The sequence below is a fragment of the Pseudomonas songnenensis genome (assembly GCF_003696315.1).
Lineage (GTDB): Bacteria > Pseudomonadota > Gammaproteobacteria > Pseudomonadales > Pseudomonadaceae > Stutzerimonas > Stutzerimonas songnenensis.
On sequence record NZ_RFFN01000005.1, the window covers coordinates 296,884 to 320,723 of the forward strand.

The window sequence follows — 23,840 nt, forward strand, 5'->3', positions numbered from 1 at the left end:
TTGTTTTGTAAGTGGGGAGACTTGTAGTCATGTTCAATCGAAACGGCTGCTTCGCTTTCGTGGCGGGGCTGGCATTGCTGGGGCAGGCCGCGCTGGCGCAGGCGAATTTGCCTGACTTCACGCCGCTGGTGGAAAGTGCCTCGCCGGCAGTAGTCAATATCAGCACCAAGCAAAAGGTCCCGGCGCGGGGCGCAACGGCCCAGATTCCAGAGCTGGAAGGTCTGCCGCCAATCTTTCGCGAATTCTTCGAGCACAGCATCCCGCAGATGCCAGGCGCGCCTGGCCGCGGGCAGCAGCGTGAGGCGCAATCCCTGGGCTCGGGTTTCATCATTTCTGACGACGGCTACGTGTTGACCAACAATCATGTGGTCGCTGGCGCCGACGAGATCATCGTGCGCCTGCCAGATCGCAGCGAGCTCGAGGCAAAGTTGATAGGTGCTGATCCGCGCTCCGACGTGGCGGTACTTAAAGTCGAGGGCAAGGGGCTGCCGACCGTTAAGATCGGGCGCTCCGACGAGCTGAAGGCAGGCGAGTGGGTACTCGCCATAGGCTCGCCGTTTGGTTTCGATCACACCGTGACAGCCGGTATCGTCAGTGCCACTGGCCGTAGCCTGCCCAATGAAAGCTATGTTCCATTCATTCAGACGGACGTTGCGATCAATCCCGGTAATTCGGGGGGGCCGCTGTTCAATCTGAAGGGCGAAGTGGTTGGTATCAATTCGCAGATCTTCACCCGCTCAGGCGGCTTCATGGGCCTGTCCTTCGCCATTCCGATCGATGTGGCGATGGATGTGGCCAACCAGTTGCGCACGGACGGCAAGGTCAACCGAGGCTGGCTTGGCGTGGTGATACAGGAAGTGAACAAGGATCTGGCCGAGTCCTTCGGGCTCGAGCGACCGGCGGGTGCTCTGGTTGCGCAGGTCATGGATGGTGGGCCGGCCGCGCGCAGTGGGCTGCGCGTCGGTGATGTGATCCTCAGCCTCAACGGCAAGCCGATCGTCATGTCCGCAGACCTGCCGCATCTGGTTGGCGCGCTCAAGCCGGGCAGCAAAGCGCGAATGGAAGTCGTGCGTGACGGTGATCGCAAGATGCTGGATGTCAGTATCGGTGCCATGCCGGAAGAGGGTGAGCCGGTTGCGGCATCGGGTGGCGGCCAGGAGCGTAGCGACAATCGCCTGGGCGTCAAGGTGACCGAGTTGACTGAGGAGCAGAAGAAAAGCCTCGATCTGCCCGGCGGCGTAGTGATCACCGAGATCCTTAATGGACCGGCGGCGATGATTGGTCTGCGTCCCGGCGATGTGATCACCCACCTCAACAATCAGGCGATCAACTCCGCAGCGACCTTCGGCCGGGTGGCCGAGCAACTGCCGAAGAACCGCTCGGTTTCGATGCGCGTTCTGCGGCAGGGGCGTGCCAGTTTCATCACCTTCAAGCTGGCCGAATAAGATCGGTGAAGGAAAACAAAAGGGCGGTCCTCGAACCGCCCTTTGTTGTTTCTGGCGTACTTGAAACGAGCGTCAGCACTGTCGGTCGGCGCACGGATGGCTTGTGCGTGGCACTGCCGGGGCTGATCAGTTACACTTCGCGGCTATTTTCGGCGGGCAATCGGTCCGCGTCTTTTCCGAGTGTTGAGCTGTGAGTGACCTGAGTCATATCCGCAATTTTTCCATCATCGCCCATATCGATCACGGTAAGTCGACCTTGGCAGACCGTTTCATCCAGATGTGCGGTGGTCTGACCGAGCGTGAAATGGAAGCCCAGGTGCTGGACTCGATGGATCTCGAGCGCGAGCGCGGCATTACCATCAAGGCCCACAGCGTCACGCTTTACTACCCTGCTCGCGATGGCAAAACCTACCAGCTGAACTTCATCGACACGCCCGGCCACGTCGACTTCACCTATGAAGTCAGCCGTTCGCTGGCCGCCTGCGAGGGTGCGTTGCTGGTGGTTGACGCCGGCCAGGGCGTCGAGGCGCAGTCGGTCGCCAACTGCTACACAGCGATCGAGCAGGGCCTGGAAGTGATGCCTGTGCTGAACAAGATGGATCTGCCGCAGGCCGACCCGGAGAAGGTCAAGGACGAGATCGAGCACATCATCGGTATCGATGCCACCGACGCGGTTGCCTGCAGTGCCAAGAGCGGTATGGGCGTCGATGAAGTACTCGAGCGTCTGGTCGCAGTGATTCCTCCGCCAACCGGTGATATCGAGGCGCCCTTGCAGGCGCTGATCATCGATTCCTGGTTCGACAACTACCTGGGCGTCGTCTCGCTGGTGCGGGTACGTCACGGTCGTATCAAGAAGGGCGACAAGGTGCTGGTGAAGTCCACCGGGAAGGTCCACCAGGTCGACAGCGTCGGCGTATTCAATCCCAAGCACACCGCCACGGCTGATCTGAAGGCCGGTGAAGTCGGCTTCATCATCGCCGGCATCAAGGATATCCACGGCGCCCCCGTGGGCGACACCCTGACGCTGTCAAGCACACCCGATGTGGAAATGCTGCCCGGCTTTAAGCGCGTCAAGCCGCAGGTCTATGCCGGCCTGTTCCCGGTCAGCTCGGACGATTTCGAGGATTTCCGCGAAGCGCTGCAAAAGCTGACCCTGAACGACGCCGCGCTGCAGTACGAGCCGGAAAGCTCCGATGCGCTGGGCTTCGGCTTCCGTATCGGCTTTCTCGGCATGCTGCACATGGAAATCATCCAGGAGCGCCTGGAGCGCGAATACGACCTGGATCTGATTACCACCGCGCCCACCGTGGTCTACGAGATTCTGCTGAAGAACGGCGACACCATCTATGTCGACAGCCCTTCCAAGCTGCCGGATATGTCGTCCATCGAGGATATGCGCGAGCCGATCGTGCGCGCCAACATCCTCGTGCCGCAAGAGCATCTGGGTAACGTCATCACGCTGTGCATCGAGAAGCGCGGGGTGCAGCGCGACCTGCAGTTCCTCGGGACTCAGGTGCAGGTACGCTACGACCTGCCGATGAGCGAGGTGGTGCTGGACTTCTTCGATCGCCTGAAGTCCTGCAGTCGCGGTTACGCCTCGCTGGATTACAGCTTCGAGTGCTTCCAGTCGGCCAACCTGACGCGGCTGGACATCCTCATCAACGGTGACAAGGTCGACGCGCTGGCGCTGATCGTTCATCGCGACAACGCCCATTACAAAGGCCGCATCCTCGTAGAGAAGATGAAAGAGCTGATTCCGCGGCAGATGTTCGACGTGGCGATTCAGGCGGCGCTCGGCGGCCAGATTGTCGCGCGCAGCACGGTCAAGGCGCTGCGTAAGAACGTTTTGGCCAAGTGCTATGGCGGTGACGTCAGCCGTAAGCGCAAGCTGCTTGAGAAGCAGAAGGCGGGCAAGAAGCGCATGAAGCAGGTCGGCAACGTCGAAATCCCGCAAGAGGCCTTCCTCGCCGTGCTGAAGGTGGATAGCTGACATGTCGATCAACTTCCCGTTGTTGCTGGTTATTGCGGTGGCCGTGTGTGGCCTGTTGGCGTTGAGCGATTTGTTGTTCTTCGCACCTCGCCGCCGGGCTGCGATCGCCAACTATGAAGGGCGCACCGGGGAAATCGATCCATCGACGCTCGAAGCGTTGAACAAGGAACCGGTACTGATCGAGTACGGCAAATCGTTCTTCCCGGTACTGGCTATCGTGCTGGTGCTGCGTTCGTTTCTTGTCGAACCTTTCCAGATTCCGTCCGGTTCGATGATCCCGACGTTGGAAGTTGGCGATTTCATCCTGGTGAACAAATTCGCCTACGGTATTCGCCTGCCGGTGGCGGATACCAAGGTCATCGAGGTCAGTGATCCGAAACGCGGCGACGTCATGGTGTTCCGCTATCCCAACGAACCGAGCATCAACTACATCAAGCGGGTTGTCGGCGTGCCTGGCGACGTTGTGCGCTACAGCAGTGATCGCCGTCTGTTCGTCAACGACCAGCCGGTCGCCGAGACCCTGGTCGGCGAAGAGCCGGGTAGCCTCGGCAGCGCCGTCCTGTATCGCGAGAGGCTGGGTGAGGTCGAGCACCTGATTCGCAAGGAAATGGGGCGTTACCGCATCGAGCCGAGCCGGCAATGGACCGTTCCGGCCGAGCATTACTTCATGATGGGCGACAACCGCGATAATTCGAACGACAGCCGTTATTGGCAGGACGAGTCGATTCCCGCCGAGCTCGCCGGCATGGTCCCGGATCGCAATATCGTCGGCAAGGCTTTTGCGGTCTGGATGAGCTGGCCTGATCCAAAGCTCAGCAACCTGCCGAATTTCTCCCGCGTGGGCCTGATTCACTGAAGCTGTGAATTGGGGCCCTCGCTGGGCGAGCCGGGCTCGCTATATTTGTCCTGCCCCGATCGGTGGGTATCGCAACGACATAGAGGTCGACATGAGTTTTGCGCGTTCGCAAAAAGGGCTGTCCATGCTGAGCTGGATCATGGTCCTGGCGGTTGTGGCGTTTGTGGCCAGCACCGGGTTCAAGATGTTCCCGCATTATTTTGACTACATGTCCATGGACAAGATCATCCAGTCCGTGGAAACCGACGAAGCGCTTGAGATTCGCAGCGTTGGGGAGTTCTATAGTCATGTCAGCAAGGGGATGCAGGTCAACGGCATCCAGAACATTGATCTCAGGGATGCACTGAAGGTCGAGATCCAGAACAACGAGTTCAGGGCGCACCTGAAATACGAAAAACGCGAGCCGCTGATCCGCAATCTCGATCTGGTGGCGAACTTCGACAAAGAATATCGCCTAAGGATGCCGTGAGCACTTCGTTAGCCCGTCTCGAGCGCAGGCTCGGTTATCAATTCAAGGACCAGGAGCTGATGCTCCTGGCTCTGACCCATCGTAGCTACGCCGGACGCAACAACGAGCGTCTGGAGTTCCTTGGCGACGCCATCCTCAACTTCGTCGCCGGCGAGGCTCTGTTCAATCACTTCCCGCAGGCCCGTGAAGGGCAGCTGTCGCGGCTGCGCGCGCGGCTGGTCAAGGGTGAGACGCTTGCAGTGCTGGCGCGTGGTTTCGAGCTTGGCGAATACCTGCGCCTGGGCTCCGGTGAACTCAAGAGCGGTGGCTACCGTCGCGAATCGATTCTGGCCGACACGCTCGAGGCACTGATCGGGGCCATCTACCTTGACGCCGGGATGGACGTGGCTCGCGAGCGGGTCGTTGCCTGGCTGGCTAACGAGCTGCAGGGGCTGACCCTGGTCGATACCAACAAGGATCCGAAGACACGACTGCAGGAATTTCTGCAGTCGCGTGCCTGCGAGCTGCCGCGTTACGAGGTGGTGGACATCCAGGGCGAACCGCATTGCCGCACCTTCTTCGTCGAGTGTCAGGTGGCTTTGCTGAACGAAAAAACGCATGGGCAGGGCGCCAGTCGCCGCATTGCCGAACAGGTTGCCGCGGCAGCCGCACTGATCGCCCTCGGCGTGGAGAACGGACATGACTGACGAACAGCTACAACCCGAAGACGTCAGCCGTTGCGGTTATGTCGCGATCGTCGGCCGGCCGAACGTCGGCAAGTCGACGCTGCTCAACCATATCCTCGGGCAGAAGCTTGCGATCACCTCGCGCAAACCGCAAACCACCCGCCACAACATGCTCGGCATCAAGACCGAAGGCAGTGTGCAGGCGGTTTATGTCGATACGCCAGGGCTGCACAAGAACGGTGAAACCGCGCTGAACCGTTATATGAACCGCACGGCGGCATCGGCGTTGAAGGACGTAGACGTGGTCATCTTCGTTGTCGACCGCACCCGCTGGACCGATGAAGACCAGGCCGTGCTGGAGCGCGTGCAATACGTTACCGGGCCGCTGATCGTCGCCGTCAACAAGACCGACCGTGTCGAAGACAAGGCGGAGTTGCTGCCGCACCTGCGCTGGCTCGCCGAACAACTGCCGAATGCCGAGATCGTGCCGATATCGGCGCAGCATGGACAGAATCTCGAAACGCTGGAAAAGCTGGTCGCCGACCGTTTGCCCGAGAGCGAACATTTCTTCCCGGAAGACCAGATCACCGACCGCAGCAGCCGCTTCCTCGCCGCCGAGCTGGTGCGCGAGAAGATCATGCGTCAGCTTGGCGCCGAGGTGCCTTACCAGATCACCGTGGAGATCGAGGACTTCAAGCAGGAAGGCCGCGTGCTGCACATCCACGCGCTGATTCTGGTCGAGCGTGACGGGCAGAAGAAGATCATCATTGGTGACAAGGGCGAGCGCATCAAACGCATCGGCCAGGAAGCGCGCAAGGACATGGAGGTGCTGTTCGACTCCAAGGTCATGCTCCACCTGTGGGTCAAGGTGAAGGGCGGCTGGTCCGACGACGAGCGTGCGCTGCATTCGCTGGGCTACCAGTAAGCGCCGAACGGCAATCACCCGTGCGCATCGCGCACCTTCTGGCCTGACATGCACCAGCCTGCTTTCGTTCTGCACAGTCGCCCCTACAAGGAAAGCAGCGCGCTGGTCGACCTGTTCACGCCACAGGGTCGGCTGCGTGCGGTCATGCGTGCGGCGCGAGGCAAGGCCGGTAGCTTGATCCGTCCGTTCGTGACCCTCGAAGTGGAGTTGCGCGGCAAATCGGAGCTGAAGACGGTTGCTCGTCTCGAAAGTGCTGGGCCATCGCACTGGCTCGATGGTCAGGCGTTGTTCAGCGGCATGTACCTCAACGAGCTGCTGATACGCCTGCTGCCCATGGAAGACGCACACCCCGCACTGTTCGAGCATTACGTCGCCACCCTGCCAGCCCTGGCCGCACACCGCCCCCTCGAGCCGCTGCTGCGTTCCTTCGAATGGCGGCTGCTTGACGAGTTGGGCTATGGTTTTGCCCTTGATGTGGATATTGCCGGGGAGCCGATCGACCCGCGACGGCAGTACCGCCTGCTGCCCGATGCCGGCCTGGAAGTGGTCGCCGGGTTTCAGCCGGGGCTGTTCAATGGCGCTGAACTCCTCGCTATGGCCGAGGCCGACTGGCAGGTTCCCGGCGCGCTCGCGGCGGCCAAGCGGCTGATGCGCCAAGCCCTCGCACCTCATCTGGGCGGTCGACCGCTGGTCAGCCGCGAACTGTTCATGAATCTGAAGGAGGCCCCGCGTGACTGAAGCCAATCGAATCCTGCTCGGCGTCAACGTCGACCATGTCGCCACCCTGCGTCAGGCTCGCGGTACCCGCTATCCGGACCCGGTCAAGGCCGCGCTGGACGCTGAAGAAGCCGGCGCGGACGGCATCACCGTGCACCTGCGTGAAGATCGCCGGCATGTCCAGGAACGCGATGTGCTGATGATGAAGGACGCGCTGCAGACACGAATGAACTTCGAAATGGGCGTCACCGAGGCGATGCTGGCCTTTGCCGAGCAGCTGCGCCCGGAGCACGTCTGCCTGGTTCCGGAAACCCGCCAGGAACTGACTACCGAGGGCGGGCTGGATGTTGCCGGCCAGGAGGTGCGCATTCGCGAGGCGGTGGAGCGCTTGCGTGCCTGTGGCGCGGAAGTGTCGCTGTTCATCGATGCCGATCCGCGGCAGATCGAGGCGGCGGCGCGGGTCGGTGCGCCGGCCATCGAACTGCACACCGGCCGCTATGCCGATGCACACAGCGTGGCGGAGCGTGCCTGCGAGCTGGCGCGCATTCGCGATGGCGTCGAAGCCGGGCTAAGCCACGGGCTGATCGTCAATGCCGGGCATGGCCTGCATTACCACAATGCCGAGGCCATTGCCGCCATTCGTGGCGTAAATGAACTGAACATTGGCCACGCCATCGTCGCCCATGCGCTGTTCGTTGGCTTCAAGCAGGCGGTCAAGGAAATGAAGCACCTGATCCTGAGCGCGGCGGCACGGGGCTGAGCGAGCTAGGGTACTTGAGGTACGGTGACGTCCCCGGAGCCGCTGCGTAGACAGCGTGATTCGCGGGCAAGCTGCTCCTCAGCGAATACGGCGAGGCCTCAGCGGCGGAACAGGTTGATCAGTACGGTCAGCACAACGCTCAGAATCACCATTGAGGTGATCGGAATGAATACCCGGCTGCGCTCGGACTCGATGCGAATGTCGCCGGGCAACCGGCCGAACCAGTTCAGCAACCAGGGAAAGTAGTGCCAGGCAACGCCAAGCAGAAGTAGGGCCGCGCCTGCGATGATCATCCAGCGTGCCATTTCATTTCCTCGCTTGGCTCGGCCCGACGGCCGCTGCGCGGGTTTCGATATTCGACGAAGGCGGCGATCACCTGTTCTGCCAGGATGTCGACCGCTTCGCTCCGATTGCTGCCACGCAGCAAGTTGATTCGATAGTCACCCAGCGGCGGTAGTCCGTACTGCCCATCCAGGCGTTGCAGGGGAGGGCGGAGCAGGCTCGCGGGGTAGGGCGCGATGGCGAGATCGGCGATCATCGCCGCTTCCTGGCCGGAGGTCTGCTCGCTCGAATAGGCGATACGGTAGTGGCGGCCGATCCGATCGAGCGCATCCAGCGCCTGCCGACGCCAGGCGCAGTCGGGGCTGGCCAGCGCCAGTGGAAGCGGTGAGTGCAGCGCCGCAATGCCACCGCTGCGTCCGGCCCACACCAGTGGTTCGCTATGCACCGGCTCGCCCCGCGAATCATCCTGGCCGAGGTTGCCGATGGTGACCAAGGCCAGGTCCAGTTCGCCGGTGTCGATGCGTTCGATCATGTCGATGCTGCGGGCTACCGAGACGTCCACCTCGACGCCAGGATGACTGCGCGCGAATAGGGCCAGCAGACCGGGCAGGATACGCGTACCGACATCCGCCGGGGTGCCGAAGCGTACCCGCCCCTGCAGCGTCGGCTGCCGGAACTGGGCGACCGCTTCTTCGTTGAGCTTGAGCAGGCGCCGCGCATAGCCGAGCAGCGTCTCGCCGGCCGGTGTCAGGCGTACCTGCCTGGCTTCGCGTACGAACAAAGAGTGCCCGAGGGTTTCTTCAAGACGTTTGATCTGCATGCTGGCGGCGGAAGTGCTGCGATAGATCTGTCCGGCGGCACGGGTGAAGCTGCCGCTTTCCGCGATCGCGACGAAGGTGCGCAGTACATCGCTTTCCAGCAGCGGCGTAGCGGTGGCAGGCGTTTGCTCGAGTGGCTCTGTCATGTGTCCATGCTTCAGTTTTTCTGAACGAAGAGTTTCATATTAGTCGTTTGTTTGAACGATCAACTCCCGCTCATCCTGTCGGCAACCGGTGGCGCCACAACCAGTGAGCTGTCACCCGAGCGAAGCGGAGGTGAGCATGATGGTCGAACAACGCAAGAACGCCGCTCGGCAACAGGCCGAACCCCAGGTGCCGGACTTCTATATGCCAGCCATGTGGCCACTGGATCTGCAGCGCAGCGTGCACGATTGGTTCTGCGCCTGGCGGCAACGGCGGCTGTATCGGCAATTGCTGCTACTGGATGATCGCGAGCTGGCCGCGCGCGATCTGGATCGGCAACGCATCAGTGCGATGGCTGACGTGCCCTTGCAGCAACTCGTAGCGCAGCGCCGTGCATCGAGGCGCCGACGCTGAGCGGTTAGCCGGCTAAGGCTTGCGGGCGAGGAGTACGGCGCGCATGGGCGCCGGCAGACCTTCGACGGTTTTGCCGTGGTCTTCTGGATCAAGGAAGTCGGGTAGTGACTGATAGCGCATCCACTCGGTGCTGCGCTGTTCCTCAATGCTGGTCACGCTGACGTCCACGCAGCGCACGTCGACGAAGCCAGCGCGGCGCAGCCAGCATTCCAGCGCTTTTACCGAGGGCAGGAACCAGACGTTGCGCATCTGTGCATAGCGGTCTTCCGGCACCAGTGCAGTGTTCTCGTCGCCTTCGACCACCAGCGTCTCCAGAACCAGCTCACCGCCGCGTACCAGACAATCCTTGAGGTCGAGCAGGTGGTCGACCGGTGAGCGGCGGTGATAGAGCACGCCCATGGAAAAGACCGTCTCGAAGCCTTCCAGCCTGGCCGGCAGCTCTTCCAGGGCGAAGGGCAGATGCCAGACCGGCAGCTCCTGCAGGTAGCGCTTCATTGCATGGAACTGGCAGAAGAACAGCCAGTTCGGGTCCACCCCGACCACGCTGTCGGCGCCGGCGCCGAGCATGCGCCACATGTAGTAGCCGTTGCCGCAACCGACATCGAGGATGCGCTTGCCGACGAGATCCAGGTGCGGTGCAACGCGGTCCCATTTCCAGTCCGAACGCCATTCGGTATCGACGTGCACGCCGAACACATCGAATGGGCCCTTGCGCCATGGCGACAGGCCCATCAAGGCCTCGCGGGTGGCTTCGCGCGTGGCCTCGTCACAGGTTGCGTCGAGGCGGAAGCCATCACGCAGCTCGACCTGCACGGGGGCCAGGGCTGGCAGCGCATCGACGGCACGCCGCCAGCGCGGCAGATCGCCATGACCGATGGCGAGTTTGGCGTCCAGTTGCTGTTGAACGTCGTTGGCCCAGGCGGCGAGAGGTGTGCCGGCCAGGCGCCAGGCGAGGGGAGTCAGGTCGAGATTCATGGCAGAGCGATCAGTGAAGCGAAGTTCAGGCACTGGAACCAGGGCACAACCTGGGAGAAGCCGGCGTCCAGCAGTCGTTGGCGATGGGTTTGCAGACTGTCCGGCTTCATCACGTTCTCGATGGCGCTGCGTTTCTGCGCGATTTCCAGTTCGCTGTAGCCATTGGCACGCTTGAAGGCGACGTGCAGGTCGGTCAGTAGTTGTTGTTCGCTGTCGTCCTCGAAGCGCAGTTTCTCCGACAGGATCAACGCCCCGCCAGGCACCAGCGCCTGGCGAATGCGGCCGAGCAGCGCCGGGCGATGTTCCGGCGCAATGAATTGCAGCGTGAAGTTCAACGCCACCAGTGAGCTCGGCCGGAACTGCAAAGCCAGGATGTCGCCCTCGATAACCTCGACCGGCAGCAGCTCCTGGAACATCGAATCCTGCCCGTGCAGGTACTCGCGGCAGCGCTCGACCATCGCCGCAGAGTTGTCCACGGCGATCACCTGGCAGTTGTCGACCTTCACGTGGCGACGCAGGGCCTGGGTGACCGCACCCAGCGAGCAGCCGAGGTCGTACAGGTGGGTATTCGGCTGCGCGAACTGCGCGGCGATCACGCCGATGTTTTCGACAATCGTTGGATAGCCGGGGACGGAGCGCTTGATCATGTCGGGAAACACGCGCACCACGTCCTCGTTGAATACGAAGTCGGCGATCTGCGCCTGCGGGGTGGCATAGATTCGGTCGGGAAGTTGCGTCACAGCTGTGTTCCGGCGAAGCAAAAAAGGCGCGCATTTTAGCCCAAGTGCGCGCCAGGTTCGCTTATTTCAGCTGGTCGGAAAGAAACTCGCCGGCACCCTGCAGTGGTCCGAGCGGGTTGCGCTGAACCTGATAGCGCCGGATCTGCGGCTCGCCATTACTGACCTTGTGCACCAGCGTGTCGTCCACCAGCACGAACACCGCTCGCAGGTTCCAGCCCTGTACCTGACGGTTCTTGCGGAAGTTCAGCACGTCCGCCCAGAAGCTGCCGACGCGCTGGCTGTCGGTCTGGGTATATTCGAAGGCGTAGCCGGTGCAGCGGTCCTTGGCCTGTAGACAGGTCACCAGGCTGTCAGGCAGGTATTCGATCGGAATGTTCGGTTGCACGAACAGCTGCCTGACATCCAGAAACGAGAGGATGCGGCCGTTGCCGCCATGCTGCGGGTCGAAACCCAGCTTGAACAATTCGGCGCGGGTCGTACTGCCCGGAGTGGCACGGGCGAAGCTGGTCTCGGCGTCGAGATAGTCGCGGAAACCGGAGCTGACCTCGGCGCGTTCACTGGGTAGCAGGTTGCCGCAGCCGGCAAGCAACGGCAGCGCACAGCAGAGCAGGCACAATCTGAAGCCGTCCATGACATGTCCCCCCGACTACGTTGTCCCTGTAATCGGTATAGGCGATTTTCGGCTGTGGCGCAGGGGAACGGCACCGCTGGTATCGATTATTTCACGCGGATACGGCAGTCAAAGCGCTGAGCCGGGGCGACGTCGCGCTCCCATGGCCTTGCGTACTCGAGCGCCAGGTTCGCCTCGCCGCTGGTGGCCGCGCGGAAACGCCAGGTGGACACCCCGGCACCACCGACGACTCCGGCTTTTTCGGGAACGGTATAGACCTCGGGGCCGAGCAGTTTAAGCTGCGGCGCGCCGTCGGAGCGCAGCGACCAGCGAAAGCCCGTGGTCGGGTTGCTCGGCAGGCGCAGGTTGAATTCCTGACCCTGGCTCAGCTGCATGGGCTGGCAGCTGCGGGCCTGATTATCCAGCGTGAGGGTATTGGGCGCCTGCTGTGCGCAAGCGCTGAGCAGAAGCGCGGCGGCAGGCAATAACGCGCGACGGACGAAGGGCATGGAGCGGCACCAGTCGGATGGTTTGCCAAGAGGATAGCCGCCCCGGTGTCTCAGCCCAAGCCTTGACTCCCAGTGGCCGGGCTCCGAACGCTCGAGCACTGATGGCGGTTGCCGCCAGGCAGGCGTACCGCTTGCCTGGCGTTACCTTCAGAAGAGCACCTTGGCCACGTCGGCGAAGCGCTTGGCGAAGTGCACCGTCAGACCTTCCTTCAGGTAGTCCGGCAGTTCTTCGAAGTCACCGTGGTTGGCGTCCGGCAGGATCAGCTCGAAGATCTTCTGCCGCCGCGCGGCGATGACCTTCTCGCGTACCCCGCCGATCGGCAATACGTGGCCGGTCAGCGTCAGCTCGCCGGTCATGGCCACGCCCTTCTTCGGCGGCTGGTTGCGTGCCAGCGACAGCAGCGCGCTGGCCATGGTGATGCCGGCGCTGGGGCCGTCCTTCGGTGTGGCGCCCTCCGGCACGTGCAGGTGCACGAAGGCCTGGTCGAAGAACTGCGGGTCGCCCTTGAAGGTTTTCAGGTTCGAGCTGACGTAGCTGTAGGCAATCTCTGCCGACTCTTTCATCACGTCACCGAGCTTACCGGTGAGCTTGAAGCCGCGGTTGAGCGTGTGGATGCGCGTGGCCTCGATCGGCAGAGTCGCGCCGCCCATGCTGGTCCAGGCCAGACCGGTGATCACGCCGACGCCGGAGAGCACCTGTTCGCTGCGGAACACCGGTTTGCCGAGGTAGCTTTCCAGGTCCTTCGGCGTGATCTTCAGCTCCGCTTGCGGGTCTTCCAGCAGCTTGACCACCGCCTTGCGCACCAGCTTGCCCAGCTGCTTCTCCAGCTGACGCACACCCGCCTCGCGGGCATAGCCTTCGATCACCGCTTTCATGGCGCTGTCGCTGATGGCGAGGCGTTGCTTGGGCACGCCGGTCTTGTCCAGCAGCTTCGGCCACAGGTGGCGCTTGGCAATGGCCAGCTTCTCCTCGGCGATGTAGCCGGACAGGCGGATCACCTCCATGCGGTCGAGCAGCGGACCAGGGATCGAATCCAGCGTGTTGGCCGTGCAGACGAACAGCACCTTGGACAGGTCCAGGCGCAGGTCCAGGTAATGGTCGAGGAATTCGACGTTCTGTTCCGGGTCCAGCGTCTCCAGCAGCGCCGAGGCCGGATCGCCCTGGTAGCTGCTGCTGAGCTTGTCGATCTCGTCGAGCATGATCACCGGGTTCATCACCTCGACATCCTTGAGCGCCTGCACCAGCTTGCCGGGCAGGGCACCGATGTAGGTACGACGGTGACCCTTGATCTCCGCCTCGTCGCGCATCCCGCCGACGCTGAAACGATAGAACGGCCGGCCGAGTGATTCGGCAATGGACTTGCCGATACTGGTCTTGCCCACGCCCGGCGGGCCGACCAGCAGCACGATGGAGCCGGCGATCTCGCCCTTGAAAGCACCGACGGCGAGAAACTCGAGAATGCGGTTCTTGATGTCATCGAGCCCGGCGTGGTGCTTGTCCAGTACCTTGCGCGCACGCTTGAGGTCGAGCTTGTCCTGGCCGTACACACCCCAGGGCAGGGCGGTGGCCCAGTCGAGGTAGTTGCGGGTGACGGCATATTCCGGCGAGCCGGTCTCGAGGATCGACAGCTTGTTCAGTTCCTCGTCGATGCGCTTCTGCGCGGCCGGTGGCACCACCTTGCCTTCCAGGCGCGCGCGGAACTCGTCGGCGTCGGCACTCTTGTCGTCCTTGGTGATACCCAGCTCGCGCTGGATGATCTTCAGCTGTTCCTTGAGAAAGAACTCGCGCTGACGCTCGCCGATCTTGCGATTCACCTCACCGGTCAGCTCCTTCTGCAGCCTGGCGACTTCCACTTCCTTGCGCAGTAGCGGCAGCACCTTCTCCATGCGCTTGAGCACTGGCACGGTATCCAGCACTTCCTGCAACTCCACGCCAGGCGCGGTGGTCAGCGCGGCAGCGAAGTCCGAAAGCGGCGACGGGTCGTTGGGGCTGAAGCGGTTCAGGTAGTTCTTCAGCTCCTCGCTGTACAGCGGGTTGAGCGGAAGCAGCTCCTTGATCGCGTTGATCAGCGCCATGCCGTAGGCCTTCACCTCGTCACGCGGGTCGTCATCGCTCTTCGGGTAATCGACTTCTACCAGATACGGCGGCTTGCGCCGCAGCCAGCCGCGGATGCGCACCCGCGCCAGGCCCTGGGCGACGAACTGCAGCTTGCCACCCTCCTGTGAGGCGTGGTGCACGCGAACCATGGTGCCGTGTTCGGGCAGGCTGTCCGGGTCGAACGTGGCCATGTCCAGCACTGGCGAATCGACGAAGAACAGGGCCACTCGCTGATGCGGCGTCTTCGCCACGCGATCCAGGGTTTCGGCCCAGGGGTCTTCGTTGACGATCACCGGCAACACCTGCGCCGGGAAGAACGGCCGGTTGTGCACCGGGATGATGTAGAGCTTGTCCGGCTGCTGTTGATCGGGCAGTACGAGACCGTTGGAGGAGATGATTTCCTGCTCGATATGATCCTGATTGACGTCGTCGTTCATGCGGCACCCGTTGCGAATACGTGCACCTTAGATGGGTGGTGGCGCAGATGATTTCAATCCCGTCGCTTGGGGGTGGGCACTTCATGCCGGCTTCGGTACAGTGCTTGCACGCACAGGTGCCCATCATGCTCAACGCCCGTCTGCTTCGCCTGGATGACCAGACTCACCAGCACGCCCACGACTATCACCAGCTGGTGATGTCGCTCTCTGGGCGCGCGGAATTCGAGGTCAATGGCTCGGGTGGCGAAGTCTGCCGGATGCGCGCCTGTCTGGTGCCGGGCGATGCCGATCATGGCTTCGCCGGCATGGGCGACAACCGCATGCTGATCATCGATCTGGACGAGCAGGATGTCGTCACCGACGACCCTGCGCTGTTGGCCCGCCTGTTCGAGGCGCCACGCTACCCGGCGCTGGATGCTGATTTCCAGAACCTGCTGGCCTACGCCGGTGCCGAGCTGGCGCGCTACGGCAGCGATCCGCTGCTGGCCCGCGCGCTGGGTGGTGTGCTGTTGCGGGCACTGCATCTGCGGTTGTTCGGCGAGTCCCAGCAGCGACCGGCCGGTCCGCTCGATCTGCAGCGCCTCGACAACCATATCCAGGACAATCTGGCGCGGCGCATCACCGTCGCCGAGTTGGCCCAGGTGGTCTGCCTCAGCCCAAGCCACTTCCACGCCCAGTTCAAGGATTGCGTCGGCCTTACGCCGCACCAGTACCTGCTCAAGACCCGCCTCGATCGCGCCGCCCGCCTGCTGCGCGAAACGCCGCTGCCACTGGTGCGGATTGCCGAGGAGTGCGGCTTCTCCAGTCAGAGCGCACTGACCACGGCGACCCGCCGCTACCTCGGTCTGACCCCTCGCGGATTGCGCAAGTCCGATTCCTGAGCGTTCTCCTGATCGCCCTGTTTCCGGGCTCTTCAGCTATCAGGCGCATATTCCTGCGCCATCCTGGTGCGCTTTCATTGCCGCCGTATTTCGGCGTCCGGCTTTCGTAGTTTTTCGTAAAACTTCCGTAGTTTTGCGCAAGAACGACGCCTCACGCTGCCCCTACATTCCGTCTCCCGACCTGGCTCATTGTCTTGTGCTGCACCAACAGCCTGGCCGTGGACTAGACCTATAAGCAGACACAATCACAAGAGGAGCGGCGCATGTTCAAGGCCGGTCACGTGCTGGATGGCGCCTTTGCCAACCAGAAAGCCGCGGAATTCTTTCCCGCCATCAGCGCCAACTACGCCGTTGACGAGGCGCAATATCTCACCGAACTGCTGCAGCTTGCCGATCCCGGCGAGGCAGGCATCGCCGCCATTCGCGAGCGTGCCCGCAGCCTGATCGAAGCCGTGCGCGGACGCGACAATGCCGTCGACACCCTCGACGCGCTGCTGCGCCAGTACAGCCTGGACACCCAGGAAGGGCTGATGCTGATGTGCCTGGCCGAAGCGCTGCTGCGCGTGCCGGATGCCGCCACGGCTGACGCGCTGATCCGCGACAAGCTCAACGCCGCCGAGTGGGAACGCCACCTCGGCCAGAGCGACAACGTGCTGGTCAACTTCGCCGCCTGGGGGCTGGTGATGACCGGTAAGGTGGTCGATCCGGAAACCGCCGATGGCCGGCCGAAGAACGTCATCGGTCGTTTGCTCAAGCGCTCCGGTGAGCCGGTGATCCGCAGCGCAATGAACCAGGCGATGAAGCTGATGGGCAAGCAGTTCGTGCTTGGCCGCACCATTTCCGAAGCCTTGAAGAACGGTCGTCCCGAGCGCGAGAAGGGCTACACCTATTCGTTCGACATGCTCGGTGAGGCGGCGCTGACCGCCGAAGACGCCGCCAAGTACATGGCCGACTACCGTCAGGCCGTGGAAACCGTGGGCGCCGAGCCGCAGGTCGGCAAGGGCCCGCGGCCGTCGGTATCGATCAAGTTGTCGGCGCTGCATCCGCGCTATGAAGTCGCCCAACGCGAACGCGTGCTGAGCGAGTTGTTCGCCAGCGTCCGTGAACTGGCCGTCCTCGCGCGACGGCTGAACGTCGGGATCACCATCGATGCCGAAGAGGCCGATCGCCTCGAGCTGTCGCTGGAGCTGTACGAAAAACTCCTGCGCGACCCGGCCATCGCCGGCTGGGGTGAGTTCGGCCTGGTCATCCAGGCCTATTCCAAGCGCTGCCTGCCGGTGCTGGTCTGGTTGACCTTGCTCGGTCGCGAGCTTGGCGAGCGCATTCCGCTGCGACTGGTAAAGGGCGCCTACTGGGACAGCGAGATCAAGCAGTGCCAGGTCCAGGGCCTGGATGGCTACCCCGTCTATACCCGCAAGGAAGGTACCGACACCTCCTACCTGGCCTGCGCGCGCTACCTGTTGTCCGAGCACACCCGTGGGGTGATCTACCCGCAGTTCGCCAGCCACAACGCGCACACCGTCAGCTGCATCCTGGCCATGGCCGAGGAAACCTCACAGCCGCGCGAGTTCGAGTTCCAGCGCCTGCACGGCATGGGCGATGCGCTGTACGACACGGTGATCGAGAAGTACCGCAAGAACGTGCGCATCTATGCGCCGGTCGGTGCGCACAAGGACCTGCTGCCCTATCTGGTGCGTCGCCTGCTGGAGAACGGCGCCAACTCGTCGTTCGTCCACCAGCTGGTCGACCCGCGCGTGCCGGTCGAATCGCTGATCGATCACCCGGTAACCCAGCTACGCAGATTCGCCGCACCTGGCAACCCGCGCATTCCGCTGCCGCCGGCGCTGTTCGGCAATCGCAAGAACTCCCAAGGGATCAACATGAATATCCAGAACCAATGGAACGACCTGGCCAGCGCCTACCAACCTTTCCTCGAGCGCCAGTGGCAGGCCGCACCGGTCATCGCCGGGCGGACCCTGGCCGGTACGCCGTCCGAGGTGCATTGCCCCTATGACCTGAACAAGGTTGTCGGCCAGGCCCAGTTCGCCAGCGCCGAGCAGGCGCGCCAGGCCGTTGATCGCCTGGCAGCTTACTGGCCGACCTGGAATGCCACGCCGGTGGAAGCCCGTGCCGCCGTGCTGGAGCGTCTGGGTGATCTGCTGGAGCAGCACCGCGCCGAGCTGATGGCGCTGTGTACCGTGGAAGCCGGCAAGTCGCTGCAGGACGGTATCGACGAGGTGCGCGAGGCGGTGGATTTCTGCCGTTACTACGCGCAGCAGGCGCGGCAGAAACTCGGCCGCGAAGAGCTGAAAGGCCCGACCGGCGAGCGCAACGAGCTGTTCCATGAAGGCCGCGGCGTGTTCGTCTGCGTCAGCCCGTGGAATTTCCCGCTGGCGATCTACCTCGGCCAGATCAGCGCGGCACTGGTGGCCGGCAACACCGTGCTGGCCAAGCCGGCCGAGCAGACCAGCCTGATCGCTGCGCGTGCGCTTGAACTGATGTTCGAAGCCGGCCTGCCGAAGGAGGCGATCGCCTTCCTGCCGGGCGACGGCGCCACCCTGGGCGGCGTGTTCTGTCGCGATCCGCGGGTGGTCGGTGTGTGCTTCACCGGTTCGACCGACACGGCGCGCATCATCAATCGCCAGCTGGCCGAGAAGGAAGGCCCGATCGCCACACTGATCGCCGAGACCGGCGGGCAGAACGCGATGATCGTCGACTCCACGGCGCTGCCCGAGCAGGTGATCAAGGATGCCGTCGGCTCCGCCTTCACCAGTGCCGGCCAGCGTTGTTCGGCCTTGCGCGTGCTCTACGTGCAGCGTGATATCGCCGACCGCGTGATCGAGCTGCTCAAGGGCGCCATGGCCGAGCTGAAGATCGGCCCGACCCATCTGCGCGAGAACGACATCGGCCCGGTGATCGACCAGGAAGCCCGCGAAGGCCTGCTGGCGCATATCCAGCAGCTCAAGAGCGAAGGGCGCCTGATCGCCGAGGCGTCATTACCGGCTGGCCTGAACGGTCACTTCGTGGCACCGGTGGCCTTCGAGATCGACGGCATTCACCAGCTGAAGAAGGAACAGTTCGGCCCGGTGCTGCACGTGGTGCGTTACGACGCGGCGGACCTGGAAAAGGTCGTCGCGGCAATCAACGGCACCGGCTACGGCCTCACCCTCGGCGTACACAGCCGCAACGAGGAAACCGCCGAACGCATCGAGCAACTGGCGCGGGTCGGCAACCTCTATGTCAATCGCAACCAGATTGGTGCCGTAGTCGGCGTGCAGCCGTTCGGCGGCTGTGGCCTGTCCGGCACCGGTCCGAAGGCGGGCGGCCCCAGCTACCTGCTGCGCTTCGCCAACGAGCGCACCACCTCCACCAATACCACGGCGGTGGGCGGCAACGCCTCGCTGCTGTCTCTGGGCGACGACTGAACACTCGCCCATGCATCAGTCACCGGCCGCACACGCGGCCGGATCACAACAACAATTGGACAGTTGGCGGACGCTCTTCCGCCACTGACGGGCCCCGTTGGGCCTGTCACAGGTGATGGCCTTTTCGCCATCGCCCTCTGCCAAGGTGCGGTGCGGGTCCGCTCGCGTTGCGCCGAACAACAACTAACGAGGGACACACATGAGCATCAGTACACCCACGCTGATCACCTTTCTGATCTACATCGCGGCGATGATCCTGATCGGATTCGTCGCTTACCGCGCCACCAAGAACTTCGACGACTACATCCTCGGCGGTCGCAGCCTCGGCAGCTTCGTCACCGCGCTGTCGGCCGGTGCCTCGGACATGAGCGGCTGGCTGCTGATGGGCCTGCCCGGTGCGATCTTCGTCGCCGGTCTGTCTGAAAGCTGGATCGCCATCGGCCTGATCGTCGGCGCCTGGCTCAACTGGCTGTTCGTCGCCGGTCGCCTGCGCGTGCACACCGAGCACAACCACAACGCCCTGACGCTGCCGGATTACTTCTCGCACCGCTTCGAGGACGAGAGCCGCATGCTGCGGATCTTCTCTGCGCTGGTGATTCTGGTGTTCTTCACCATCTATTGCGCCTCGGGCGTGGTCGCCGGTGCGCGGCTGTTCGAGAGCAGCTTCGGCGTGCCATACGAATACGCACTGTGGATCGGCGCGGCGGCGACCATCCTCTATGTGTTCATCGGTGGCTTTCTCGCGGTGAGCTGGACTGACACCGTGCAGGCGACGCTGATGATCTTCGCGCTGCTGATCACCCCGGTGTTCGTCATTCTCGCCCTGGGTGACATGGGCGCTGCGATGGATACGATCGCCACCCAGAACCCGGCTGCCTTCGACATGTTCAGCGGGCTCTCCTTCGTCGCGATCATCTCGTTGCTGGCCTGGGGCCTGGGTTACTTCGGCCAGCCGCACATCCTGGTGCGCTTCATGGCGGCGGACTCGATCAAGACCATCCCCAACGCCCGCCGTATCGGCATGGCGTGGATGATCCTCACCCTGGCTGGCGCCGTGGCGGTGGGCTTTTTCGGTATCGCTTATTTCGCCGGCCATCCGGAACAGGCGGGCCCTGTAACCCAGAACGGTGAGCGCGTGTTCATGGAGCTGGTGAAGATCCTGTTCAACCCGTGGGTTGCCGGCATCATCCTCTCCGGCGTACTGGCGGCGGTGATGAGCACCCTCAGTGCGCAGCTCTTGGTCAGCTCCAGCGCGCTAACCCAGGACTTCTACAAGGCGATGCTGCGCAAAAGCGCGTCGCAGACCGAGCTGGTCTGGGTCGGCCGGGCGATGGTGCTGCTGATCGCCCTGATCGCCATCGGCATCGCCTCCAACCCGGAGAGCAAGGTGCTGGGGCTGGTGTCCTACGCCTGGGCCGGCTTCGGTGCGGCGTTCGGCCCGGTGGTGCTGATCTCGCTGCTGTGGAAGCGCATGACCCGCAATGGCGCGCTGGCCGGCATGCTGGTCGGTGCCGTCACCGTGGTGGTGTGGAAGGAGTTCATCGGCCTGGGCCTGTACGAAATCATCCCGGGCTTCATCCTCGCCAGCATCGCCATCTATGTCGTGAGCACGCTGGGCGCTGCGCCGGCCCCGAGCATCGTCAAGCGCTTCGAAGAAGCCGATGCGGATTACCACGCCGGTTGACCAGCGCAGGTGGTATGAGCGNAGAAGCCGATGCGGATTACCACGCCGGTTGACCAGCGCAGGTGGTATGAGCGCCTAGGCCCACCATAGGCAGGTGGCCGGTTTCGGTCATCGGCCGGTACTTGCGCAGCAGAACCCCGGCTAGCCGGGGTTCTGCGTTTCCGGTCCTGGTGTCAGTCGTCCGCTACCAGATTGGAACGGTCGTCCACGGCACCTGCTGCGATCAGGTGTTCGGCTTCGTCTTCCGGCACGTGGATGCTGGTGCCGTCGATATTCATCACCGACATACGTGCCTGGGGATCGGTGGTGATGCGGACGTCCATCAAGGCGCTGCGGTGCGTATTGCCGTTGATAACCACGGCGCAGGTGCCGGTGGTGGTATCGATGTCTACGGTCATGATCTGTCTCCCGAAGCGGTGCAAAAGCCGGGCGCGGGTCGCACGGCGTTTCCATTTCGACCACATCGAAGGCCCTTCCGTTGTGCTCGTCGCCAGAAAAACAGTGTTAAACGTTACGATATAACATGTTAAGTTCTCGTCCGGCGAAGCTGGCACCGCTACCGGTTGCCGGCGCACAGCCGTCTTCGGTTGCCTCGCAAGGCAACCGCCACTGTCTGGAGAATCACATGAAACTGAAGCGTCACCCCCTGGCCTGGGCGATCAGCCTGGCCCTGGTACCGGCTGCCTGGGCCGCCGAGCCGGTCGAACTGCAATCGGTCGTGGTCAGCGCCAGCGGCCTGGCCAAGCAGAGCCATGAGATGACCACGCCGGCTGCCGTGATGGAGGGAGACGAGCTGGTGCTGCGTCGTGAGGCGACGCTGGGTGAAACGCTGGAAAGCCTGCCGGGTGTACGCTCCAGCAGCTTCGGTGCCGGTGCGGCGCGTCCGGTGATTCGTGGACTGGACGGCGCCCGGGTCAAGGTGCTGAGCGATGGCGTGGAGTTGCTCGATGCTTCGACCATAAGCCCCGACCATGCGGTGACCAGCGAACCGCTACTGGCTGAGCGCATCGAGGTGCTCAAGGGCCCGGCAACCCTGCTCTACGGTGGCGGCGCCATCGGCGGTGTGGTCAACGTCATCGACAAGAAGATTCCCACCCGCGTGCCAGAGAAAGGCTACGAAGGCGAGCTGGAACTGCGCGCCAACAGCGTTGCCAACGAAGGGGCAGGGGTGTTCGGCATCACCGCCGGGAGCGGCAACTTCGCCGTACGTGCCGAAGGCACCAAGCGCCAGGCCGATCCCTATGAAATCCCCGGCTCGCCGAGCAAGCAGGAAGGCTCCTACAACGACACCGACAGCTTCAACCTGGGCGCCAGTTTCATCGGCGAGCGTGGCTACATCGGCATGGCCTATGGTGAGCAGAACAACCGCTACGGGCTGCTGGCCCATGAGCACGCCGATTGCCACACCCACGGCAGCGACTGGCACTGCGGTGGCCATGATGATCACGACGATGACGACGACCATGATCATGACGAGCATGGCAGCGTGCCTTATGTCGACATGCGCCAGAAACGCTGGGATCTGCGTGGCGAGCTGAGCGATCCGCTGCCGGGCTTCGAGCTGGCGCGGCTGCGCATCGGCCACAGCGACTATCAGCACAAGGAAATCGAAGGCGGTGAAGTGGGCACCCGCTTCAACAATGACGCCACCGACGCCCGCCTTGAACTGACCCATCAGCCGCTGTTCGGCTGGCGCGGCGTACTCGGCGCACAGACCCTGCGGCGTGACTTCGAAGCCCTCGGCGAGGAGGCCTACGTGCCGCAGACGCTGACGCGCAATCACGGCCTGTTCCTGCTCGAGGAATACACCGCCGGCGCCTGGCGCTATGAACTTGGCCTGCGCCACGAATGGCAGGACATCGATGCCGATGGCCGCCCGGATACCGATCACAGCGGCACCTCGATGTCCGCCGGTGCGGTCTGGACCTTCGCTCCGCAGTACTCGCTGGGCTTCTCGCTCACGCGCTCGCAACGCCTGCCCAGCGCCGAAGAGCTGTACGCCAACGGCCCGCATGCCGCGACCCGCACCGTCGAGCTGGGTAATGTCGACCTGGAGGAGGAAACCTCGCACAACGCCGAGATCACCCTGCGCAAGTTCGCCGGCCGCACGACCTTCAGCCTCAGCGTTTTCCGCAACGAGGTGGACGACTTCATCTATGCCGCCGATACCGGCAACGACATCGGTGGTGGCTACCGCGAGATCGAGTACCGCCAGCAGGACGCCGTGCTCACCGGCGCCGAAGGGGAGGTGCGCTTCCAGGCGACCGACGCCACCGCCTTCACCCTGTTCGGCGATCACGTGCGCGGCAAGTTGCGCGACGGTGGCGGCGACCTGCCACGCATCCCGGCCGATCGCCTGGGTGTGCGGCTGGATCAGAGCTTCACCCCAGCGCTCAACGGCCAGCTGGAGTTCTATCGCGTGCAGCGTCAGGACGAGCTGGCCGATTACGAAAGCGAGACCGGCGGCTACAACATGCTCGGTGCCAGCCTGGGTTACAGCGGCTCGCTGAACCAGACCGATTACCTGCTCTACCTCAAGGCTAACAACCTGCTGGACGAGAAGGCCCGCCAGCACACGTCCTTCATCAAGGACGACGTGCTGCTGCCCGGGCGCAACCTGACCGTAGGCATGCGCCTGGCGTTCTGATCCGGCTGATTGCCACGGCGCAAGGGTCGGCACCGGTTGCCGGCCCTTTTTCGTTTGCAGAGGCCAGACCCTGCGAGGGAGAACTTCGCAGTCACGGGCGCGGATGTCAGCGACGCGCTATTCTTGCGCCCCTCGATTGCTCCGTTGCGGGTGCCGGTCGCATCCCGGGCTGTGGCGGAACGTCAGGACCAACAAGGAAAACAAGTCCCATGAACGTCAGCACTCCCACTCTGATCACCTTCGTGATCTACATTGCGGCGATGATTCTGATCGGCTTCATCGCCTACCGCGCCACCAAGAACTTCTCCGACTACATCCTCGGCGGCCGCAGCCTCGGCAGCTTCGTCAC

22 protein-coding genes are annotated in these 23,840 nt (G+C 63.2%); 14 read left to right on the forward strand and 8 right to left on the reverse strand.

Annotated elements, in window-relative coordinates:
- Positions 1-29 precede the first annotated feature (29 nt).
- The 8 genes from EA798_RS15465 to pdxJ all read left to right on the forward strand — a co-directional run bounded on the left by EA798_RS15465 (position 30) and on the right by pdxJ (position 7,827).
- Complete coding sequence (locus EA798_RS15465) at positions 30-1,445, forward strand: DegQ family serine endoprotease (RefSeq protein WP_106155571.1); 1,416 nt, start codon at positions 30-32, stop codon at positions 1,443-1,445.
- Positions 1,446-1,635: 190 nt separating this feature from the next.
- The gene (gene lepA / locus EA798_RS15470; RefSeq protein WP_015277831.1) at positions 1,636-3,435 is read left to right on the forward strand and encodes a translation elongation factor 4; all 1,800 of its coding nucleotides are present in this window, start codon (positions 1,636-1,638) and stop codon (positions 3,433-3,435) included.
- A 1-nt stretch (position 3,436) separates the two neighbouring features.
- The gene (gene lepB / locus EA798_RS15475) at positions 3,437-4,291 is read left to right on the forward strand and encodes a signal peptidase I (RefSeq protein ID WP_106155570.1); all 855 of its coding nucleotides are present in this window, start codon (positions 3,437-3,439) and stop codon (positions 4,289-4,291) included.
- Positions 4,292-4,382: 91 nt separating this feature from the next.
- Positions 4,383-4,760: a DUF4845 domain-containing protein gene (locus EA798_RS15480; protein ID WP_106155569.1), complete on the forward strand. Its 378-nt coding sequence runs from the start codon at positions 4,383-4,385 to the stop codon at positions 4,758-4,760.
- Positions 4,757-5,446, forward strand: coding sequence for a ribonuclease III (rnc, locus tag EA798_RS15485; protein WP_003302298.1), 690 nt, complete (start codon positions 4,757-4,759; stop codon positions 5,444-5,446). Before EA798_RS15480 ends, rnc begins: the two co-directional genes overlap by 4 nt.
- Positions 5,439-6,350: a GTPase Era gene (gene era / locus EA798_RS15490; protein ID WP_106155568.1), complete on the forward strand. Its 912-nt coding sequence runs from the start codon at positions 5,439-5,441 to the stop codon at positions 6,348-6,350. The genes rnc and era overlap by 8 nt, the downstream gene beginning before the upstream one ends.
- Positions 6,351-6,398: 48 nt before the next feature.
- A complete protein-coding gene (recO, locus tag EA798_RS15495; protein ID WP_122099493.1) occupies positions 6,399-7,088 on the forward strand; it encodes a DNA repair protein RecO in 690 nt (229 codons plus the stop codon).
- Positions 7,081-7,827: a pyridoxine 5'-phosphate synthase gene (gene pdxJ / locus EA798_RS15500; RefSeq protein WP_122099494.1), complete on the forward strand. Its 747-nt coding sequence runs from the start codon at positions 7,081-7,083 to the stop codon at positions 7,825-7,827. The genes recO and pdxJ overlap by 8 nt, the downstream gene beginning before the upstream one ends.
- A gap of 98 nt (positions 7,828-7,925) precedes the next feature.
- Here the strand turns inward: pdxJ and EA798_RS15505 are convergent, their stop codons facing one another.
- The gene (locus EA798_RS15505; RefSeq protein ID WP_106155565.1) at positions 7,926-8,132 is read right to left on the reverse strand and encodes a DUF2905 domain-containing protein; all 207 of its coding nucleotides are present in this window, start codon (positions 8,130-8,132) and stop codon (positions 7,926-7,928) included.
- Complete coding sequence (locus EA798_RS15510) at positions 8,117-9,073, reverse strand: LysR substrate-binding domain-containing protein (RefSeq protein WP_122099495.1); 957 nt, start codon at positions 9,071-9,073, stop codon at positions 8,117-8,119. Before EA798_RS15510 ends, EA798_RS15505 begins: the two co-directional genes overlap by 16 nt.
- 136 nt (positions 9,074-9,209) lie before the next feature.
- On the opposite strand from EA798_RS15510, the gene EA798_RS15515 reads away from it, so the two are divergent.
- On the forward strand, positions 9,210-9,485 hold the full coding sequence (locus EA798_RS15515) for a hypothetical protein (RefSeq protein WP_204156829.1): 276 nt from the start codon (positions 9,210-9,212) through the stop codon (positions 9,483-9,485).
- Positions 9,486-9,497: 12 nt separating this feature from the next.
- On the opposite strand, the gene cmoB is transcribed toward EA798_RS15515, so the two are convergent.
- The 5 genes from cmoB to lon all read right to left on the reverse strand — a co-directional run bounded on the left by cmoB (position 9,498) and on the right by lon (position 14,854).
- Positions 9,498-10,460: a tRNA 5-methoxyuridine(34)/uridine 5-oxyacetic acid(34) synthase CmoB gene (gene cmoB, locus EA798_RS15520; RefSeq protein ID WP_122099496.1), complete on the reverse strand. Its 963-nt coding sequence runs from the start codon at positions 10,458-10,460 to the stop codon at positions 9,498-9,500.
- On the reverse strand, positions 10,457-11,200 hold the full coding sequence (cmoA, locus tag EA798_RS15525) for a carboxy-S-adenosyl-L-methionine synthase CmoA (protein WP_106155562.1): 744 nt from the start codon (positions 11,198-11,200) through the stop codon (positions 10,457-10,459). Before cmoA ends, cmoB begins: the two co-directional genes overlap by 4 nt.
- Before the next feature lie 61 nt (positions 11,201-11,261).
- Positions 11,262-11,831: a hypothetical protein gene (locus tag EA798_RS15530; protein ID WP_106155561.1), complete on the reverse strand. Its 570-nt coding sequence runs from the start codon at positions 11,829-11,831 to the stop codon at positions 11,262-11,264.
- A gap of 86 nt (positions 11,832-11,917) precedes the next feature.
- On the reverse strand, positions 11,918-12,319 hold the full coding sequence (locus EA798_RS15535) for a protease inhibitor I42 family protein (protein WP_106155560.1): 402 nt from the start codon (positions 12,317-12,319) through the stop codon (positions 11,918-11,920).
- A gap of 147 nt (positions 12,320-12,466) precedes the next feature.
- Entirely contained in the window at positions 12,467-14,854 is a 2,388-nt protein-coding gene (lon, locus tag EA798_RS15540) for an endopeptidase La (protein WP_122099497.1), read from the reverse strand.
- Between the two features lie 125 nt (positions 14,855-14,979).
- On the opposite strand from lon, the gene EA798_RS15545 reads away from it, so the two are divergent.
- The 3 genes from EA798_RS15545 (at position 14,980) to putP (ending at position 20,844) form a co-directional block, all read left to right on the forward strand.
- Entirely contained in the window at positions 14,980-15,735 is a 756-nt protein-coding gene (locus EA798_RS15545; protein ID WP_122099498.1) for a helix-turn-helix domain-containing protein, read from the forward strand.
- Between the two features lie 263 nt (positions 15,736-15,998).
- Positions 15,999-19,160, forward strand: coding sequence for a bifunctional proline dehydrogenase/L-glutamate gamma-semialdehyde dehydrogenase PutA (putA, locus tag EA798_RS15550; protein WP_122099499.1), 3,162 nt, complete (start codon positions 15,999-16,001; stop codon positions 19,158-19,160).
- A 199-nt stretch (positions 19,161-19,359) separates the two neighbouring features.
- On the forward strand, positions 19,360-20,844 hold the full coding sequence (gene putP / locus EA798_RS15555; protein WP_122099500.1) for a sodium/proline symporter PutP: 1,485 nt from the start codon (positions 19,360-19,362) through the stop codon (positions 20,842-20,844).
- A 173-nt stretch (positions 20,845-21,017) separates the two neighbouring features.
- Here the strand turns inward: putP and EA798_RS15560 are convergent, their stop codons facing one another.
- Positions 21,018-21,242 (reverse strand): DUF3203 family protein, encoded by a 225-nt coding sequence (locus tag EA798_RS15560; protein WP_014819536.1) that lies wholly within the window; start codon positions 21,240-21,242, stop codon positions 21,018-21,020.
- A gap of 227 nt (positions 21,243-21,469) precedes the next feature.
- On the opposite strand from EA798_RS15560, the gene EA798_RS15565 reads away from it, so the two are divergent.
- A complete protein-coding gene (locus tag EA798_RS15565) occupies positions 21,470-23,491 on the forward strand; it encodes a TonB-dependent receptor (protein WP_122099501.1) in 2,022 nt (673 codons plus the stop codon).
- 209 nt (positions 23,492-23,700) lie between these two features.
- On the forward strand, positions 23,701-23,840 hold a 140-nt coding region (locus tag EA798_RS21005; protein ID WP_167462964.1), incomplete at its 3' end, for a hypothetical protein.

Bases quoted from the DNA above. Each gene is read 5' to 3' on its own strand.
- EA798_RS15465 (WP_106155571.1), top strand. From the start codon at position 30: ATGTTCAATCGAAACGGCTGCTTCGCTTTCGTGGCGGGGCTGGCATTG.
- lepB (WP_106155570.1), top strand. From the start codon at position 3,437: ATGTCGATCAACTTCCCGTTGTTGCTGGTTATTGCGGTGGCCGTGTGT.
- EA798_RS15480 (WP_106155569.1), top strand. From the start codon at position 4,383: ATGAGTTTTGCGCGTTCGCAAAAAGGGCTGTCCATGCTGAGCTGGATC.
- era (WP_106155568.1), top strand. From the start codon at position 5,439: ATGACTGACGAACAGCTACAACCCGAAGACGTCAGCCGTTGCGGTTAT.
- recO (WP_122099493.1), top strand. From the start codon at position 6,399: ATGCACCAGCCTGCTTTCGTTCTGCACAGTCGCCCCTACAAGGAAAGC.
- EA798_RS15505 (WP_106155565.1), bottom strand. From the start codon at position 8,132: ATGGCACGCTGGATGATCATCGCAGGCGCGGCCCTACTTCTGCTTGGC.
- EA798_RS15510 (WP_122099495.1), bottom strand. From the start codon at position 9,073: ATGACAGAGCCACTCGAGCAAACGCCTGCCACCGCTACGCCGCTGCTG.
- EA798_RS15515 (WP_204156829.1), top strand. From the start codon at position 9,210: ATGATGGTCGAACAACGCAAGAACGCCGCTCGGCAACAGGCCGAACCC.
- cmoB (WP_122099496.1), bottom strand. From the start codon at position 10,460: ATGAATCTCGACCTGACTCCCCTCGCCTGGCGCCTGGCCGGCACACCT.
- EA798_RS15530 (WP_106155561.1), bottom strand. From the start codon at position 11,831: ATGGACGGCTTCAGATTGTGCCTGCTCTGCTGTGCGCTGCCGTTGCTT.
- EA798_RS15535 (WP_106155560.1), bottom strand. From the start codon at position 12,319: ATGCCCTTCGTCCGTCGCGCGTTATTGCCTGCCGCCGCGCTTCTGCTC.
- lon (WP_122099497.1), bottom strand. From the start codon at position 14,854: ATGAACGACGACGTCAATCAGGATCATATCGAGCAGGAAATCATCTCC.
- EA798_RS15545 (WP_122099498.1), top strand. From the start codon at position 14,980: ATGCTCAACGCCCGTCTGCTTCGCCTGGATGACCAGACTCACCAGCAC.
- putA (WP_122099499.1), top strand. From the start codon at position 15,999: ATGTTCAAGGCCGGTCACGTGCTGGATGGCGCCTTTGCCAACCAGAAA.
- putP (WP_122099500.1), top strand. From the start codon at position 19,360: ATGAGCATCAGTACACCCACGCTGATCACCTTTCTGATCTACATCGCG.
- EA798_RS15560 (WP_014819536.1), bottom strand. From the start codon at position 21,242: ATGACCGTAGACATCGATACCACCACCGGCACCTGCGCCGTGGTTATC.
- EA798_RS15565 (WP_122099501.1), top strand. From the start codon at position 21,470: ATGAAACTGAAGCGTCACCCCCTGGCCTGGGCGATCAGCCTGGCCCTG.